The organism is Kitasatospora sp. NPDC096128, assembly GCF_040303105.1.
GTDB lineage: Bacteria > Actinomycetota > Actinomycetes > Streptomycetales > Streptomycetaceae > Kitasatospora.
This window is the reverse complement of sequence record NZ_JBEOSP010000038.1, coordinates 16809-36777: the sequence shown is the minus strand read 5'-3', so window position 1 is coordinate 36777 and position 19969 is coordinate 16809. Positions and strand designations below refer to the sequence as shown.

Sequence of the window (19969 nt, the reverse complement as noted above, 5' to 3'; positions counted from 1 at the left end):
CCGACTGCGCGCCACCGCCGACCATCGCGACCGCACGATCCGGGAGTGGACCGCGGCCGACGCGGCCCGCTTCACAACGCACGGCTACATCGACCAGATCGCCGAACTCATCACGTTCGGGCCTGCGGATACGCAACGCTGGATCCCCGTGCTGAAGGACGGCACCGATCTGGGTTCGGTCCGTCGCCAGAGCGAAGGCGTCTGGGAGATGCGCAGCACCAACAACACACCTCTGGAGATCGCCTCGTTCCACCGGCGGGCCGGCGCAGCCGCAGCAGTAGTCGCAGCGACCACTGATCCGCAGGCCCTGAACAGCCATCGGGCCGACTCAGGCCAGGCAGCCGTCGCACCACCCCAGGCACCCTCCTCGCTGTCCGCCGCCCACGACGATGCTCCTGCTGTGACCGCGGCCGACGAACCACCGGACGCTGCCGGCCTCGTGTCACCGGACCGCGACGCCCCGGACGTTGCCAAGGCGGGCCCTGACAGCACGGGCATCGTCGACTTCACCTGGAGGCCCCTGCGCTACCGTCCGGCACCGGGCGTGCCGGCGGTTCTCCCCAGCCTGGAGTTCGCCCGCGGGGCCCTGTGGCTCCATGTCACCTGGGCCACTGACGGCCTGCAGGGCCTGCTGCCTCCCGGAAGCGCAGCGGCAGAGGAACTGGCCGGGGACTTGGCGCGGCTGCGCGGCCTTTCGGACCCCGACGGTCACTTCCCTGACGATCCCCGGGAGGGAGCAGCCTCGCTGGCGGACGCCTGCGAGAAGATCACTGAGGCGGCCAGGCTGGCCCTGCAGCACGCGACCGCCCTGCCCTTCGCTTACACCAGGTCTCCGGTCGAGGCCGAACTGGGGGAACTGCTCGGGCGGATCCAGGTCCTCGGAGAGCGCCTTGCCGCGGGCGTGGCCCGGACCAAGGCCGCCGAAGGCGACCCTGAGCCCGAGGACCTCCTGTGGTCCCAGTCGGCAGGCGCGGGAGGGGTCCCCGCCGGTGAGCTGGGCGTCGGCACGGTGATCGTCAATCCCTCCGGGATCCTCACAACGATCACCGGCCTCCACGACCGGACAGCCGGCAGCCTTATTCTCTCCACCAGCGACGGCAAGCACCTGTACACCACCCCCGACATGCGCCTGGTTCCCGCTACGGACGCCAGCACCTGCGTCTACGCACCGGACGGAACCCGGCTGGGCGCCATCACGCGGCTGGACGACGTCCGGCCCGGTGACCGGATCGCCTTCACCGCCAGCTGGCGGGCCCTGGACATCCACTACGCCGGCCGCGAGTTCCTCCCAGGCGACTTCACCCACGATGACGACAGCGACCGTCCCAGCTGGCTGCGAGTCGAGGCGACCGTCGACGCCACCAGGGAACCCGGAGTGCCCTTCTGGCCCCTGACCGGCATCAAAGTGCAGCACCCCGACGGGCGCATTGACCACGTCGACCACATCGCCTTTGCCAAGCCCCCCTCCCAGGTGGTGGTCCTGGAACGGACATCAGAGGGACGGCAGCTTCGCCAGCCGGACTTGAACGCCGAGGCACTGCGGGTTGCCGCCCTGCAGCCAGGCAGCATCCTCGTCGAGGAGGGACGCCGCGGCAGCCTTGTTCTGGAAGCCACCACCAGGACGTTCGGCGCGACTGTTCACCTGCTCGACCTGGCCACCGGGCAACGCACCCACCGCAAGATCAACGCCCCACTCGTCCAAGGCCTACCGGCCAGCGCGCGGACCGTGTCCGAAGCAGCTGCTGCGCTCAGGTCGGACGCGCCCCAGGCCATGGACAAGGCCGTCGCCCGCCGGCCTGTCGCCGAGACACCCGAGGGCCGATCGGAGCGCGTACGGCTGTGGGCATGGGCAAGCTCGCAAGTCGACGCACTGGTACGGGCCCTGCACCAGGCCGACGCCACAACGGTGGATCACCACACGATCACCGTGCTCTCCACGCAAGCGCTGCTGCTGCGGCGTCACGAGATCGCGCCTCAGCACCCGAATGCGCTGGTTGCCCTTCGTGACTCCCTGACCCGTGTGCCCGTCGGCTACGGACGTGTCGGCCGTCAGGCCCAGCATGTACGGGAGGCCATCGACTACGTCGTCGGCAGGCTCTGGGCCCACCACCCACCCGAGTACTACGGGGCCGCGCCCGATGTCGACGCGGCCGTGACGCCCACGGGGGAGCCCGAGCGGGTGCCGTCAGCTGACGGCCAGGTCGCGCCAGATGCGGCACCCGAACCAACCACAGCGCGGCCCGCATCGCCCCCACCCAGCGAGCAGCCGGGTACCCCGGCCCTCGCGGCAACCGCTGACACACCGTTGCCGGACCCGGCGGCCTGGAGCAGCCGGATCCGTATCGAGACGACCGGTGGCTCGGCCCGCATTCTCGGCACAGGGGAGGAGGGCTGGTTCGAAGCCGAATCCGACTTGAGGGAGCTGCTGAATAAGAACCGAAACTTCAGGTTCGAGTCGAAGAAGGAGCCGAAGTGCTGGCGGTACAAGGGCCGCAGGGACCAGCTGGCAGGCGCTCTCGCGGAGATCCGCGCCTACCTGGCGGACATGGACGAGGTGGAGGCGGACCGGCAGGCTGCCGAACTGGCGGCTGCCGCGGCCGAACCGCAGAAGGAGTATCCGCCCACAGAGCAGCAGCAGAAGATCATCGACGCCTGCCTCACAGGCCAGGACGTCGTCGTCCAGGCCCTGGCCGGCACCGGCAAAACCTCGACGCTGCTGATGCTCACCCGGCACCTGCCCGACAAGCGGATCGCCTACATCGCGTTCAACCGCTCCGTCGCCGACGAGGCGCAGCGCAGGATGTCGCGCAACGTCACCGCGAACACCAGCCACTCTTTCGCCAGCGCCGGCCTGCGCGGCAGTCCGATCGAGCGCAAGGTGGCCCTTGCCCAGCGCCATCCCGGCGCGTACCTGCCCGAGGGGGTGGCGAAGGCGCTGGCCATCCGAGCGGTGCGCCACCCAGGTGGCGAGATCGATCCCAAGGACGCCGCGAAGGTCGCCATGCAGGCCATCAAGCGCTATCGCGAGAGCGCCGACGACGAACTCGGGCCGCAGCACCTGGGCCCCTGGGGCAGCACCTCCGCCGCCGCGGGGCTTCTGAGCGTGGCACAGCGGGTCTGGGACGACATCACCGACCCCGACAGCGACAGGATCCGCTTCACCGGGGACGACTACATCAAGATCTGGGCCCTGCGCCGGCCCCGGCTGCCCTACGACATGATCCTCTTCGACGAGGCCCAGGACATCAACCCGGTGCTGATGAAGGTCATCCAGGACCAGCCGGGCCAGACCATCGTCGTCGGCGACAGCCACCAGTCGATCTATTCCTTCCGCGGTGCGGTCGACGCCCTCAAGGACTGGCCGACGGACACCGTGCTGCCGTTGACCCAGAGCTGGCGCTTCGGCCAGCGGGTCGCCGCGATCGGCAACAGCTACCTCACGCTCCTCGAGGCCGATCTCACCCTGCGCGGCAACCCCGCCCTGGACACCCAGATTGGCCCGGTCGGCGAGCCCGATGCCGTCCTGACGAGGACGAACATCGGGGCCGTCCAAGCCGTCCTCGAAGGGCTGGAAGCCGGCAAACGCGTCGCCATGGTGGGAGGCGGCGCCGACATCGAGGCCGTCGCCAAGGCAGCCAAGGACCTCAAAGCCGGGCGCCGCACCACGCACCCCGAACTCAAGGACTTCAAGGACTGGGAAGAGGTCCGCGACTACGCCGAATCCAACGAGGAGGCCAGGTCACTGCAGACCTTCGTACGCCTGCTCGACCGCTACAGCCCCGACGACGTCATCGACATGATCAGGCAGCTGGTCCCCGAGGACGCCAAGGCCGCCGACCGCCGACCTGAGCTGACCGTCTCCACCGCCCACAAGGCCAAGGGCCGGGAATGGGACAACGTCCGCGTCGGCCCCGACTTCCCGCAGCCGAAGGATGACAGCGAGTCCGGTGAGCTGACCCTCCCACCGGATGAAGACCTGCGCCTGGCCTACGTCACCGTCACCCGGGCCAAGCAGCGCCTCGAACTCGGCTCCCTCAACTACATCCTCGGCCTCAACGGGCCCGTGCGCCGCCTGGACACCGGCACCATGGTCAACGCCCAGGCACCGGCCGCCGCCGATCAAGCACCGTCCCCCGGCGTTGAGGACGACCCCGGCAAGGCGCCCGACGCGCACCCGCGGACGACCGAACCTCGCATCGGCCTCACCCTCTCCACCACGGACAGCGGGCAGAGCGTCCTCACCCTCACCCCCGAGGGCGCCGCACCCGCGACCCGGACCCTGTCCGCCGCCCCGCCGAGCGACGACCGATCCGCCGCACTCCTGCCGTTGGCAACGACCCTCCCGGCGCTGGCACGGCCCACCGTGTTCAAGGGCACCCTCGTGGGCGCAGGAGAAGCCGCCGACTGGCTCGAAGCGGAACTGGCCGGAGGCCCACTCGCCGACACCCCATGGAGCACCGGCACCCTCCGTAGCGCCCTCATCGCCGCCGTCGCGGAGGCCATGAACGACACACTCGCCCCCTCCGCTGACGACCTGGCGGCATGGATCGTCGAAGCCGCCGCCCAGGACCCCGCGCTCATCGAGATCGCCAGGACCGGAGACCGAGCGCGCTTCGCCATCGCCCTGGCCCAGGCGGCCGACCGGCTGATGGACGGAGGGACCGAGCACCAACGCCGGACCTACCAGCAGGCCGTCCTGGACCAGGCCACACCCGACGCCTACCGCCGGCTGCGGCGCCTGGAGGCCGCACCGCCAGCACCGGTTCACGACGCCGGCGAGGCCGTCCTCCCTGGGCCCGAGGCCAAGGAACAGACCGGTTCCATGGCTGCGGAAGCCCCCGCCGTCGCGCAGGCCCCATCCGGGCCGTCAGCGCCCGACCTTGACCTCCAAGGAGGCGAGATCGTCCGAGTCGCTGCTAACGGCCAGGTGCTCACCACCGTCGTCGGCTCGCTCACCGGCAGCGACTACCACCAGAGCCTGGACCCCGACCTCCCCGTCGTTCTCACGGCATCGAACGTCATCGCCATGCCCCCTGGCGAGGCCCCGTACCGGGCAGGCAGCGCATCCGCGAATGCGGCCGCTCGAAAGGCCCTTACCGGGCCTGCCGACCAGCAAGAGCTGGGACTCGATCTCGATCCCGTTCCGGCCATACCAGGCCGGGCTGCCGACGCGCCGCACAAGCCCGCCCAGGATCTGCCGCCGGGCCAGATCGCTCGTGAATCTCCGCGCTCGGACGACGTCAAGGGCACCGGACCGGAGCCCCACCCAGGCCCGGTCGGTGCGGCACCCCAGCCCGACCCCTTGCCGCATCACTCCGTGATCAGCCAAGGAGATCTGGCCGGGCCCCAAGTCAAGCCCCAGAGATCAGACATCACCTTCAGCGGGGACGGGGACCAGCAACGAGCAGACATCCGAGGACACTCCTACTGGGTCAGCAGGCAATCCGGCCGATACTTCGTCTACTACGCCGACGGATCCGAGTGGGGACTGCCCATACAGCTCGGAGACACCACGAAGCGTCGGGAGATGGAGCGTTCGATTCTGACCGACGTGGAGGAACGAAACGCGGCCGAGCGGCCCGCGCGCCATGGGTCCGCCACGCCCGGAGCTTCCACCGCACAGCCCGCCAACGTACTCGACGATCCGCTGACCAGGCTGGATGTCAAAGCACTCGCGCGGCACGAGCGAGCGCTGACATCCCTCCCTGCCTACGAGGTTTCAGGCCCTGACACAACCAGTCGAGTGTTCGGGCACTCCCACGAAGGTCGAATCGTGCCGCAGGCCGACGGCACAGCCACTGCGCTGTGTGTCTGCCCGCATGCCGGTGAGATTGCGGACCTCGGCACATTCGCGACCCTCGGGGCTGCCCACAGCGTCTACTTCAGTCATGTTGGCCGCGTTCTTGGGGGCGCCCGTGGCCATGGCAAGACGCCTTGGGCGGAAGTTCGTTCTGCCTACCAGGATTCCGTTGCCGAAGCTGCCTACAAGCAGGTCGCTGATGACCTGTGGCACCTGCAACTCGGTAGATCGGTCTTCGCAATTCGACGGTTCCCGCACGAGCTCAGCACGCACGAGGACCGCTGGGTTGTCTTCAACCCCGACGGCGTGCATGTCGGCCGTGCGTCCTCCCAGGCGGCGGATGTGGTGGCTCGCGAGTACCTGAGAGCGTGGGCCGATCACGGGGTGGCCCGCCGGGAATCCACGCACCTGTGGCGCGGGATGACGGACAGCGAGCGGATCTGGCTCCAGGACAAGTTGCAAGCCGAGAAGCAGGCCGACAGCGCCACTGACGACACCCTCCACCCCGGCCAAGCCCCTACCACCACGGTGGATGATGTCACCCCGGAAGTCGTTTTCACTCAGGAGCCCGCCGACCCAGGGTCCTTCTCCTACACCTGGACCGCGACGATCGGCGACATGGGCGGCTACAGGGTCAGGGGGGACTGCCAGGGCAAGGTCCGCAAGGGTGTGCCGGAGCACAGGTCCTACCGCTGCAGCTGGGTCGACGGTGAGGGCGAGGACCTCGAGGTCTGGGGACTGTGCCAGGTCAAGACCCTTGACGACGTCGCCGAGTTCATCACTGCGCACTGGGTGCAGTCGCAGGGCAACGATCCGCGGCAGGTTGCCGATCTCTTCTACTACGCGTCCGGACTGTGGCTGATGCCGGAGGTCGGTGACGGCGAGACGATTACCTATCACCCAGATCGCTCATGGACGATCACCAGCCGTGAGGGCATCGCCTACAACGTCGCCCGCGAGCATCGCCGCCGCGCAGGCGGCCGGGGCGCCGACCTGGTGATCAAGCTCGACGGCGTCGTGGTGGGCCGCTCGACCGAGCACTACGAAAAGCAGTGGCCCTCGATGCTGGCCGCCCTGCGGGCGGACTCCAAACAGCGCCACGGCTCACACCGCGCCGCGCTCAGCGTCGAGGCAGGGCCGTGGATCGAGCACAACCGATCGGTCACCCGGATCCACGGACTGGATCCCAAGGACAAGGAGTTCCACGAGGTCCTCAAGGCGGTCCGCGGATTCAAACGCGTGAGTGCCAACGGACAGGTGAAGTACTGGGAACTGTCCCCGACATGGAAGCAGCAAGTCAAGCGCGACGAACGCGTGACCTGGCTGACCGAGCGGCTCTCGGACCTGGGCCGGGAGGTCCCCGTCTACCTTTCGGAGGCTGACCGGGACGGAGCGCGCGCCCCTGGTGGCCGGCACGATCATCCGTTGGAGCAGCTGACGGCTCGCGAGCGAGACAGTCTCACCCACCGCCGAACGGACGACCGCGCGCGGCGATGGTCTCCGGCTGACTTCCTGCCAGGGGACGAGGTGCTTACCGTCCACGGGTGGTGGTGCGCCGTACAGTCCGTGCAGGCCAGCTCCCTGGACCTCGGCCACAGCCAGCCCGTCCCGACGGCGGCGGTACTCGCCCGCCGCCGCGCCGGGCGGATCACGACCGCGGCCTCGCCCGCACCCGATGGGTACGCGCGCCCCGGATCGCTCGATGCGGGCCGCATGAGCGAGGCCGAGCTTTTTGCGGAGCTGTCAGGCCTGGACCAGCCGCTGGCCGACCCGGCTCACGCCGCATTTGTTCGGCAGCGCCGGGCAGCACTGAACACGCGGGTCAACGAGCTTCGCGAGCGAAACCGGCGCCAGGAGAAGCGGGCCGCCGACCTGCGGACGTGGATGGCCCCCCGCGGATCGGTACGCAGCGGCTGGGAGACGGTCCTTGAGGAAGGCGAGGTCATCGGCGGTGTGGTGTTCGACCGCGGCGATTTCCTCGCCGTCGATGTCGATGGGTACTCGCCGACGGACATGATCTTCGGGTCCGCCGTCGCAGCAGCCGAAGGCTGTCGGGAACTGCGCCGCCGCTATCAGGCGCGGACGCCCGAGGACTGGTCGTACTCGCCGTGGTCCCGGGTAGAGCCCGGAACTCTTGTGCGCCTGCCCCGTCCAGGAATGACCACGCGGGGCGAGGCCTCCGTCGACGCCACGACATGGTCTGCCCCATTCGTCCTGGAAGGCTTTGAGCGCGGCGACGACGGAGGCCTCACGGTCCATGGGCAGCTGGGCCAGGACCCCGTCAACGAGACCGTGCCCCCGCACATCGCCCGGCTGGGCATCTGCGTCCCGACCCATGCGGGCGCCAGCGCACTCGCCCAGAACCCGCATGCCATCATCGCGGAAGCGATCGCCGCCGAGGAACAGCCCGCCACCGCGGCTGCCGCCCCTTCCGGACGCAGTTGGCTGCAGATGGGTCCGGGCGACTTCGGACATCCGGCGCCGGACCAGGCAACCGTTCCGCAGGCCGACGGTCCACACCCAGACGACTACGGCACTCTGCCGATGACCACGGCGCCGGAGCCCGGGCCGGGACGCCAGGACGCCGACGCGCCCGCTGCCTCAGCAAGGCCCGCTACGGCCGCCGAACCCGCAACCGCGCCTGATACTGACCCGGGCCCCGTCGGCGGCCTCCCGGACGGCCCCGAAGGCCCTGCGCCGGTGAACCCGCCCGCGGCCCAGCCTGACCCGCCCTCATACCAGCGCCTGCGCGGCAAGATTGTGACCATCCACGGCTACTCCTACGACGTCCACGGGCACAACTGGGGACCGCCGGTCGGGGGCAGCTGGGGCTGGACCCGCCTGCCCTACCTGCCCACGAGCAACGTGTTCGACTCCAACGGCGGCGAGTCCCTGCCGTCCTATGAGAAGGCCGTGGAACTGGCCACGGCCGAGGCTGAGTGCCGCAAGCTCGGTGAGGACCTGGCCCGCCGCTACCCGCCCCTGCTCGGACCGCACCCGATGGTGACCGAACCGATCCTGGAGGAGCTGGAACCGGGATACGAACGTGTCACCGTGCTCGGTCGGGAGTTCCGCCTGCTGACCCACCGCGCCGACAGGGTCCGCGCTTTCATGCCCGGACTTGAGCAGGCCATCGCCGGCGATTTCACCGGCACCCGTCGAGAAAAGGCCCTGCACGCGATCATCCGTGTCGCTTCGGCCAGCCCGTTCCCGCTGGAGGTCGTCGGCCACCACGAGCACACGGACGTCGACTGCCTCCGGTGCGACCCCGGCCCCGGATTCGGCCGGCACAAGGCAGGCAAGATCCTGGTCCGTGCCGTCGGCTCCGACGCCGAGTACCCCCTGTGTGTCCAGCACTTCGTCGGTCGGGTCCTGTCGCGCGACGAACTGCTCGCGGCGAACGATGCCGCGGGAATCGAGCGACGCAACTGGGCACGGTTCGAGGACGATCACGTCCGCCCGCTGATCTGGAGGAGTGTCGCGTCCGGAGGGACGCAGGACATCATCCGTGACCGTGTTGCGCAGGGGCTGAGGGACCTGGTAGGGAGGCTGCGCGACACGGTCGGCGGCACGACTGGTCGAGCCCGAGGGACCGCAGAGCCTACGCATGGCCAGTTGGCGATCGAAGACCTTGGCAGCCCGGCGGGCAACGGTTCGACCGGCGTTCCGGGGGCCGGGCCCTCGGTCGTTGAGGGGGCTGCCGAGACGCCTGTCCGGGACGTGGAGCGCGTCGTCGATCAGCCCCAGACCTCCACAGCGCGAGACACAAGCGGCACCGCCAGGGCACAGGCGGACTCCACCCGTCCCGCCGAAGCCGCGCAGGATGTCCTCGACCTGCCCGGACTCGGTGACGCCATGCCCCTCCCGCCCGGGTGGACCATGGCCGACCACGGTCACCAGGCGTGGACCGTCACCCGCGCGGACAACACAGCCTTTTACGTCGTGCGTGACCCCCTCTCCGACGGCGACCCGTTCGTCCTTGCCGGACCAGGCGGCTCCCCGCTCGCTGTCTCGACCCAGTGGGCCCAGATCAGCGAGGCCATTGCCCAACAGCGCGCACCCGAGCCCCTCGGTCGGCCGGCTGAGGATCGAGCCCGCGAGGACCAGGAGCGGCCCGGACCCGTCCTGGAACCCACAGGCGTCGCGGCCGCCGTCGGCAGCACCACGAGTCCGGAGTCCGCAGGCCCCGTCCGGACGACCGAGGACGAACCCCTCGGCGGGCAGGACGAGTCGACTGCCGAGACCGGCATCAGCGCCGGCACCGAGTACCCGCGCTTCGCCTACGGGGAGCAGGTCCTCGGCCACGACGGCCTCACCGGCACCTTCATGGGCATCGACAGCAGCGGTACAGTCCACGTCCGCACCGACGACGGGATCGAGGCATGCCCCGCCGACGAAGTGTGGCGCCCCGGAGACACACCTGCCCAGAGGGCGGACACGGGTGACCAGCAGCAGATCCTCGCTCAGGCCGCGACGCCGGAAGGCGTTGCGATCCGTCGCGGCAGCCGGCTGAGCGACCTCGACGAAGAAGCCGGTACCGGCCTCGTCAAGGACGCGACCGGCGCAGTGATCGGCTGGATCCGAAGGCGCGAAGGCACGGACGGCCGGACCTACTGGTGGGGGCAGGACGCGCGCGGCGGCAAGCCCGACGGCATGCCGTTCGCCGAGGGGATGCCGCGCAAGGCGGGAATCGCCCCGGTACGCGCCGCGGAAGGAGCGGCCCTCGACCACTCCTACGGCGACGGGCCCGAGGGCCCCAGCCTGCCCGGAGCGGTCAGCGAGGAGGTGGAGTTCACCGAGGCGCAGGTCCGGGAGCTCGACCGGCTCGAACTCGACCGGTCCGGCCCGGTCACGGCCGAGCCCGTCACGTTCAGGCCAGGCACCTACCGGCGCTACGTTCTGACGCCCGTCCAGATGCGGGCCTACGCGCACACCGCGCGCACCACCGCTTCCGCCACCGGCACCGACACCACCGAGGACAGGCGAAGGAGGGGGATCCTCGAACGGGTCGTCGCCAAGCTGGACAAACAGGCCTTTGAAACCGAGGCCCGGCGTGTCACCCTGCCCTACCCAGGGGAACCGGATCCCTGGGCCATGCCCTACACCCCGAGCCAGGACCGGCAGCACACCATTGAGGCCGCTACGGAGCCGTCCGCGGCCCCCGCCGGCCAGACGCCGCCCCAGGACTGCGCCCCCGCGGCGCAGGCATCCGAGGAGCGGGAGGGCCACGACACCGCCCCTGGGGCGGCCGGAACGGGCGGCCTGGCCGCGGAGGAGCCGGCAGCGGCGAACCAGACGGCACCGGAAGCCGTGAACCTGCTACCCCAGTCCGTCGCCACCGCGAGCGGCAGCGGCGACCCGCTCCCGGCAGCGGACGAGCCCAAGTCCGAGGCGCAGCACACGCCCGAGCTGCCGCCAGCACCCGGCCGGGGGCAGTACCTCGGCTCGGTCGGCCAGCAGCTGATGCCCGTGCGGGCCGCCGTCGTCGAGACCAGGGAGGTCCGCAAGCCGGACACCGCCCGGGCCTCCCTCCTGGTGCGGCTGGAGACCGCCTCCGGCGCCCGCGTGGTGGCCTGGAACCCTCGCGGGGCCGCCGTCGCGCCAGGCGACCTGGTCTACGTCAGCGGTGTGGTCGCCAAACACAACACGGACCGGGGCGAGAGCGAACTGCGCTCATCCACCGTGGAACTGGTCGCGGACGCTCACGAGCGTGCCAACGCGCGCCAGCCCGCTCCGGCGGGATGGCGGAAGATCAGGCACGACGAGGCACCGCCGCCCCTCGCCGTCGGGGACCTGGCGCGCGTCATCGACCTCGACAGCCCGTTCGCCAGGCCCAACAGCCCGCTCAAGGTGACCCGGTACACGCCCTCACTGGTCCGGCCCGCGACACGCGTCTACAGCACCGTCACCATCGAACACGTCGAACAGGACCCGGCCGGGGACCGCTACGCTGGCAGGACCCCCGACGGACGCATACGCGAGTTCAGCGCTTCCAGCATCGAGGCGGTCCCCGCCCTGCCCACCACACCGAAGACGACGCCCCAGCCGAATCCGCTGCCCGCCCTCCAGCCCGTCGCACCGCCGGTCCCGTCGCAACCGTCCGCCGTGCAAACACCGGCCGCGACCCGGGCGGATCTGTCGCCCGATGAGCGGCGCCGCCTCCACGCTGCACTGCTCGCCATGCCCTACCAGCAGCGTTCCGCAGCCTGGCGCGGCTTCCCCGTCCAGCCGGGCGACGAGGTGCTGCTGGCCGGGAACAACGAGATGCTGGTCGCCGCCGCCGACTGGCAGGGTGTCAAGACCCCAGGCGCGCACTCCCTCGGCCTGGCGACCGGCCAGTACGTCGACCCCACCACCGTGTACGCGCACCGCAGCGCCACACAGCTCACCACCGTGGAGGACCGCGCCCGCGCTCTGGCAGGCCAGCCAAGCGCCGGGCAACCCGACCAACAGCCGAGCCCGACCGGGCCCTACACCAGCGGCGCCGACCTTCTGCACACCCACGAGAACGTTCAGCAGGCCTGGGCACACCTGGCCGCCGTCATCCGACAGCACCGGGCCACCACCGAGCGCGCCACCAAGACCATTCTCAAGGCCGGGGAGACGGCCCTGTCCAGCATCGCCGGCACCGCGCTGACGGCCGCGAACCTTCGCACGCTGGCCCAAGTTGCCGAGGCTGCCCGCGTCCTTGCCGGGCACCCCGATTCCGAGACCCGCCACAGGGCCCAGCAGAACCTGACGCACCCCACGGACAACCGGCTGCGCCTCGACGCACAGGACGATGCCGGCCACCCGATCCAAGCCGTGCGCCGCACGGCACAACGCTTCGCCCAGCTGCTCGACAGCCACCAGGCCAGGCTCGCCGCCACCCCCGCGGACCGGATCGGCGCTCTCATCGACCAGGCCCTGAACTGGGCACACACGCGCGACCTCGAGGTCCCCGAAGGATGGTCGTTCGTCACCGACCCCGGAGCGAACCTCGCCGCCGGACACGAAGTACGCATCGCCGCCGACGGCGGACGCTACACGACGATCCGCCTCCAGAACGGCGGCACCGGGCCCTGGCACGGCATCGACGTCTTCACCGGCCTGCCCGTATCGGTCGAACGAACGGCGGTCCTCGCCGTGCCCGCGGACCAGGCACCGCCCCAGCCGGGCCAGGCCGGCGACGACACCGACCCGGCCGACGTCCTACGCCGCGCCGCCTCCGGAGCATGGGGACGCACCATCGCCGCCCTCGTCCCCGGCACACGCGACCACGCCGAGGACCCCGCCCGCGCAGCACAGGCCCTGCGTGTGACGGCTGCGCACCTGAGCGACATGGGCGCCGCAGTGCCCCCGGCGATCGCCGCGCACGCCGCCACCGCACCAGCACCCGACGACAGCCTGGGGGCGCCCATGACCACCACCATCGACGAGCCGTGGTTCCGCACCGTCGAGCACCTGCGCCGCCACTACGCGGCGATGCGCATCCCCGGGCACATCAGGGATCAGCGAGCGGCCCGGCAAGAGCTCGAGGCCCGGGTCCGCCGCGCCGCGGCCGAGGGCTTCTCGCTCTCCATGGGCGGACGCCTGGTCATCGCCCCGGCTCCCGCCGCCCCGCGCCGAACCGGTGGCGCCCGCAGCTGGGAGATCTACGCGCCATGGTTCCTCCGCAAGATCCCCAACCTGGCCCGGGCAGCCTCCCACGAACACGCGGAGCAGATCGCCGAGGTCCTCGAGTCGCTCGTCGACCACCAGGGCAGGCCGGTGTCCTGGGACGCCCAGAACTTCGGCGAGCTGTGGCGCGAGTTCAGGGACAGCAGGGGCCGCGATCTTCCGACGGCCATGGCGAGCGCGCTGTCCGCCGTCCCGGGCCTCGACGAGAACGGCGCATCCGTCCCCCTGCCGGATACCCCCGAGGCCGTCGAACAAGAGCAGGCACAGGCCACCTCCGACGCGCAGCCCATGGCGACCCCTGAACCGCAGCCGCTGGCCGCAGGCCACACCGGCCCGGTTCCCCCCGAAGGACAGGCGCCGACAAGCGCCGACAAGGACACGGACCACCACACCAGCAACCCTTCAGCTGGGCCGAACGACAACGGGCAGGCGCCGCTTGCCTTCGACACCGCCGACCCGATCCGGCCGGCCCTTGAGCCGGACCTCGTATCCGCCCCGGCCGGGACCACAGCTCCCACCAGGCCGGTCAGCGCCGAACGCCCAGCCGTCGCGGTGCCGCCGCTGTGGCGCATCGCCGACGGCCACCCCGCAGCCATCCCCGACGACGCCCCCGACGGCGTGGCCCACTGGGCGACAGTCGAGACCGACGGAACCTCCCACCGCGGCGCATGCCTGTGCTGCGCGGCACGCGGGCCCGAGCACACCGAACAGAACCTCGCCGCCGCCGACGCCTTCGACCACACCCACCCCGGCTGGCGCAACACCCCGGTCTTCGCCGAGCCGTTCTGGCACCACGCCATCGACCCGAGCCGCCTGCAGCGGGACATCAAGGCATGGTCAAGTGCGGTGGCCGAGGTGCTGCAACCCGCGTACATCGCGACCGGCGGACCCCTCCGTGTCCACCGCACCGCTCCCGGGATCACCGCGCAGCCGCAGCGCGGCGGACGCTACGAGGTGGCGACCAGCGACCTCCCGCACATCGACGTCGTCCGCGTCCGGCCCGGCCAAGGCAGGCTCACCTACCCTGCGGCACCCCAACGGCCACGCCCCACCCAGCAGGACGCGCGGGCCAGCCTTCAACGGCTGGCCGAAGCGGCGAGCGGCCCCCGGCGCGAGACCCTCCAGCGCGCGCTCCAGGCCCGCGACGTCGACGTCGTCCTCGACGGCCTCTTCTACGCCACTCGCATCGACAACAAGTGGGACCTCCTGCCCACAGGCGGCGGATTCGACCACCTGCCGCCGGCCATGGGGCGCTTCGATACAAAAGCGGACGCACGCGAGTTCGCGGCCACGGCGGCGCTCCTGCTCCACCAACCGCCGCTGTCCGGCGCCGTACCCCGGCTCGACTGGACAGACCCGCTCCTCGCCGAGAGCGCCGCGCAACGCCTTGAAGCGCTGGGCGAGATCCCCGGAACCCTGGACCGTCTCCTGGTCAAGGCCCGAGCCGAGTTCGACAGCGCCCACAACCACCCCTCCTCACGCTTCGTCACACAATGGAAAGAGTACGAACCGTCCCCTGGGCGAGGCGAAGCGCCGGAAGGCCTGGCCTACGCCGACCAGCTGCGGGACGGTGACCGCATCTCGATCGCCGACCCGACCACCAACCGCCAGGACGTGACGGTGACCGGCACCCACGTCGACGCCCTCGGCGCAGTGCTCCTCACCCTGGAGACCGAGAACGGGACGCAGCACCGGGTCTTCCCCCGCAACAAGCCCCTCGCCCTGGCCCCGACCGCCGTGCCCGCCGCCGAAGAACAGGCCGCGGCAGCGGCCCAACCGGCCCCCGCCGCCGAGACGGTGCTGTCTCAGAGCCGAGCGGAAACGGCTGTCGAGGCAGCTGCCCCTGCTCCGATTGCCGAACCCGCGCCGGCGGCACCACCTGCTCCTGCCGAAGAGAGCCCCGACCAGGCTCAGCAGCCGGCCGAACCCCGTCGGGCCTTCGCCGACGAGCCCACAGCCGCCCAGTCCGCCCCCGACGCGAAACCGGCGCCGGAGCCCGCCCCGCACCACGAGAGCGCACCCGAGTCCGCCACCGTCCAGGAAGAGCCGACCGCCACCCACATCGCCTCCACCACCCACCACCCCACTGCCCCCACCCAGGAGCAGACCCTCGCGACAACACACCCTGAACCCGCCGCGCCCACCGCCACGCACCAGCCGAGCGGCCCGACGGACACCGACACCCCACCCACGGGAGGCGATGCGCCCGACGGCGTACACCAGGCCAGCAGCCCCCAAGAGCTGTTGCACCACGCGCTCACCGTCCGGCTCACCGAATACCAGGACATGGTGGGCAGCGTCGAACTCTCGACGGCCCGCTGGCTGTTCGCCCCCCAGACCGGGCCCGAGATCGACGGCCGGATCCTCCACACCACCTTGCTCGACAGCCCAGCCGGACCGGTCGTGGCGGCATCCTTCGACCAGGAACCCGACCTGAACGCCCCACGATGGGGCCTCACCGACCTTCAGGCGCGCGACCCGCAGGACGTCTGGGCTCAGATCCACACGCACACCACGGCAGACCTGTCCGCTCCCGACCCCGACAGGCTCCTGCAGGTCCTCGCTGCGACCCAGGAACTCCTCACCGGACACCTCGCCGATGGCCCGCGCTCGGAGCCCGCCCGCAGGTACCTCGCCGGCCGCGGACTGCCCGCCGACAGCGAGACCGCCCAGTTCTGGGGACTCGGCTTCGCCCCGGGGGAAGCCCGCCTCACCGAGGCCCTGCGCGCCCGCGGCTTCACTGACACCGAACTGCTCGCCTCCGGCGTCAGCTACGAAGGCCAGCACAGCCTCCTCGACACCCTGCGCAACCGCATCACCTTCCCCATCCTCGACCCGGACGGCGCCGTCATCGCCTTCACCGGCCGCGCACTCGCCGAAAGGGAGAAGACCCCAAAGTGGCTGAACACCCGTAACACCGAGATCTTCACCAAGAAGACCTCCCTTCTCGGACTCGGCCACCACCGCCAACTCCTGGCCACTGAGGGATCCGTCATCATCTGCGAAGGCGGATTCGACCTCGCAGCGCTCACTGCCGCCGGCATCACCCGCGGCGACCGCCCGGCCATCCCCGTCGCACCCTGCGGCACCGCCCTGACCGAGGAACAAGTCCAACTACTCGCCGGCATCGACGACACACGCCGAGTCGTCCTCGTCTTCGACCCCGACGACGCCGGGGACAAAGCCCTTCGGGCCGCCTGGGAGAAGTTCCGGAGCCAGAACTGGCAAGGCCAGATCTGGGCGGTCCGACTGCCTGCCTCCGAGAAGGGCAAGCCCAAGAACGACCCCGCCCACATCCACAAGACCCAAGGGCCGTGGCAGCTCCAGCAACTCCTGCGGCAACGTGTCCAGCCCGCCTTCGACGCCGTCCTCGACGCCACGGTCACCCTGTATGCGAACCGTACGCACGCGCTGCCAGAGGAGATCGCCCGGCTGATCCTGTCCACCGGACAGCCCGAGCAGATCCGCCGACAGCTCCCGCGCCTGGCAGCCAGCGTCGACACGCGGCAGGTCGCCGACGAGATCGAACGGGAGCTCTCGCACCTCGCCGACGTGCAGGCGAGCACCGCCTACATGCGCGAACTGCGGGCAGTCATGGCCGACCACACCCCCACACCCACCACCAGGGAGGAACCGGCCGTTCCCACCGACGAGCCCCCTGCCGAAGCGCTCTCCTCCCAGCACAACCAACCCGCGTCCACGACGGCGACAAGCACACCCCCCGCGCCCGGGGCGCAGCCCGCTCTACCCGCAGAGCGGGACACGGAGCCCATCCAACCGGTCGGGCCCGTCGGCACCACAACCTGGCTGACCCACTGGAGCCAGACACTGCCAGAGCGGCTCGACACGGACGCCGGCCCGATCACCCGGCAGGAGTTCCTCACCATCATCACGGACACGGCACCCCGCCTGGCGCCCGGCCCCGACTTCCTGCCCGGCCTCGAGGCGGCCATCGACGAGGCCCTGCAGCTCTGCCTGAACGGGGACGCCACCCGCGCGCTTCGGCACCTGTGCACCACAGCAGGGCGCCACCCCAGCCACACCTACCTCAACGCCGCCGCCGACCGCCTGGGCATCCCGGCCCCCGTACAGAGCGAGCCGTCGCACGATCCGTCGGCCGAGCCGATGCCCGACACCAAGGAGGCCACTCCCGTGACCAGCCCCGCACCCGCACCCGGGACAGCCCGGCAACCCGAGACGGCGACCGGGCAGGCACTCCCGCAGGCCACCGCCCCGCGCCAGCCCCAGCAACCCCGCCACAACCCCGCCACAGCCACCCCCAGCGGCGGTCCCGCTACTCCCCAGCAGGCACCGGCAGCCGCCGAACCCGCCCCCAACCCGTTCCAGCGCCTCGCCGAGGAAGCCGCACAGGCCGTACAAGAGGCGATGCCCACCCCCCAGGACGCCGCGGCCGCCAAGGCCGCCGTCCGCGAAGCGATCGACGAGTACTACCTCGTCCTCAACGAGATCTTCCCAAGCGAGGACGCGGCCTCCCTCGACTCCCCAGCCACCCCCGAGCCCATCACGGTCCTCGACAACGACATCGCCGCCGTCGAGGACAGCGCCCCATGGCTCCTCACGGGCCGCGAATGGAGCAGGATCCAGAGCCTGCGCACCGCCGCCATCGGAGCGTGGAACGCCCTCAACCAGCACTACCAAGCCCAACCCGACAACCCGGCCATCGCCCGCGCACTGCGAGCCGTCACCGCCACCGCCGCTCAGGGCATCTCCAAGGCAGCCTTCCACTTCGCCAGCAGCCTGGAAGCCCGCGGGCAAGCCGACACCCCCGCCCACGAGGCGCTCCGCACCCTCTACCGCAAGGCCGACGCCCTCAAGAACCGGCTCCTCGGCCGAGCACTGCCCCACGACGACAGCGCCGGCAGGGACGGAGTCGAGGCCCAACTCCACCAGGCAACACAGCAGGCCGGCACCAAACCCAAGGCACCAAGCGGCAACGATCCCGTTCCCGGCGTACCCACCGAAACCCAGCAGCCCCCAACCAACCCACGCAACGGATCACAACCCGAAGCCCCGGACCTCTCCCTCTGGCAGAAGGCCGCAGCAACCGTCGGCACATGGCTCAACGGAATCGACAAGCGAATTGCCGCAGCCACCGCACCGGCCTGGAACCGCGTCATGCGCCTGTGGACGGCCATGTCGAAGTACCTCGAAGCAACCGCCGCCGCAGGCCGCCGATTCGGCACGAACGCCCAGCAGTTCGGCTTCTTCAAGGCCCTGTGGCTCAACGCCGTCGAGGCACTGGGCAACCGCATCGACGCCTTCCGCAAACCGAAGGCAGGCGGCACCAAGCACAACCAGCGCGTCGACGACCTCGCCCGCGCGGCCAGCCACCGAATCAAGGAGCACCGCGAGCACCTGCGCGGCACCCTCCCCCCGGAGGAGAACCGCCCCGAGGGCTACTACGACGACAGCGAGCTCTTCCTCGCACGGTCCGACCAGTCCCAGAACCTGCGCGCCGAACGCCGCACGATCACGGCGAAGCTCGAGCAGACCATGCACATACCCGACCGACTCGTCCTCCAGGAGGCGTGGCTGCTCAACGCCCACCAGGAGTCGCTCCTCTCCGACCACCTCGTCAGCCCCGCCCCGGACCCCCACACCGCAGGACTGCGGGAACCCAGCGTCCTCGTCGCCGGCGCCATGCCACTTCGCGACCCCATCACGGAACGACTGGCACTCGCCGCCTACCTCGACGCACGTGCGGAGCAGACCCTCGGCGACGAACCCGAGAAATCACGCATCCTCAGCGACTCCGCCCGCGCGCTACGCCTCGAGGTCCGCGGCCGCGACAGTGTCCTTGAAACCGGGCCAGCCCCCGCCCTCGAGACCGTCGGCGCAGCTTGGAGGGCCATCGTCGACGGCACCCCGGCCTCGCCCCTGGCACTGCGCGAACGGCTCAGCACCAGCTACATGGAAGCAGACCAGGCACTCCGGATCCTCGAACGCGCCGGAATCGTCGGCCCGCTACCTGACACCAACGACCTCAAGGAGCCCGTCAGGCGCACGCTCGCCACCCCGGAGGACCTCGGTCGGCTGTTGAACGAGGCCAGCGAACCGGAGCAGGCGCCGGCATCCGCCCGGCAGTACTCGCAGATGTCCGGCGACGAACTCCAGCAGCACCTCACATACCTGGGGCAGGAGCAGTACCGGCGGGTGGGGCCGGACACCGACCAGGGCCGCAGCGCACAGCAGATGCTGGAAACGCTCAAGTCCGGAGCCTTCCAGAACGCTGGCACCACCCAACGGAACACCCAGCTGCGGAAGGTTCCCGTACCGCAGACCCTCCAAGGCCTGAAAGCCATCGCCGCGAGCCCGTCCACCGCACACACCGACGCGAAGGTCCTGGCAACCGTGCTCAACGGCGAAGTACCTACAGCCCCCCGGCCCGCTGCCGGGGGCCAGCACCGCACCCAGCGCGGACCGAACCCCAACCAGCAAGCCGCGCAGCGCCAGCGCCGGCCCGAGAGCCCGCGCCGCGGGCCGGCGTAA

Annotated in this window: 1 protein-coding gene (running past one end of the window); it reads left to right on the top strand. The window is 70.8% G+C overall.

The genetic code is table 11. From position 1 onward, the window contains the following. Nucleotides 1-19969, top strand: partial view of a DUF6349 family protein gene (locus ABTY61_RS32355; RefSeq protein ID WP_350508693.1) — the 3' portion only. It extends 14930 nt beyond the left edge of the window; the window shows 19969 of its 34899 coding nt (coding positions 14931-34899); its start codon lies off the left edge, out of view; the stop codon is at nt 19967-19969.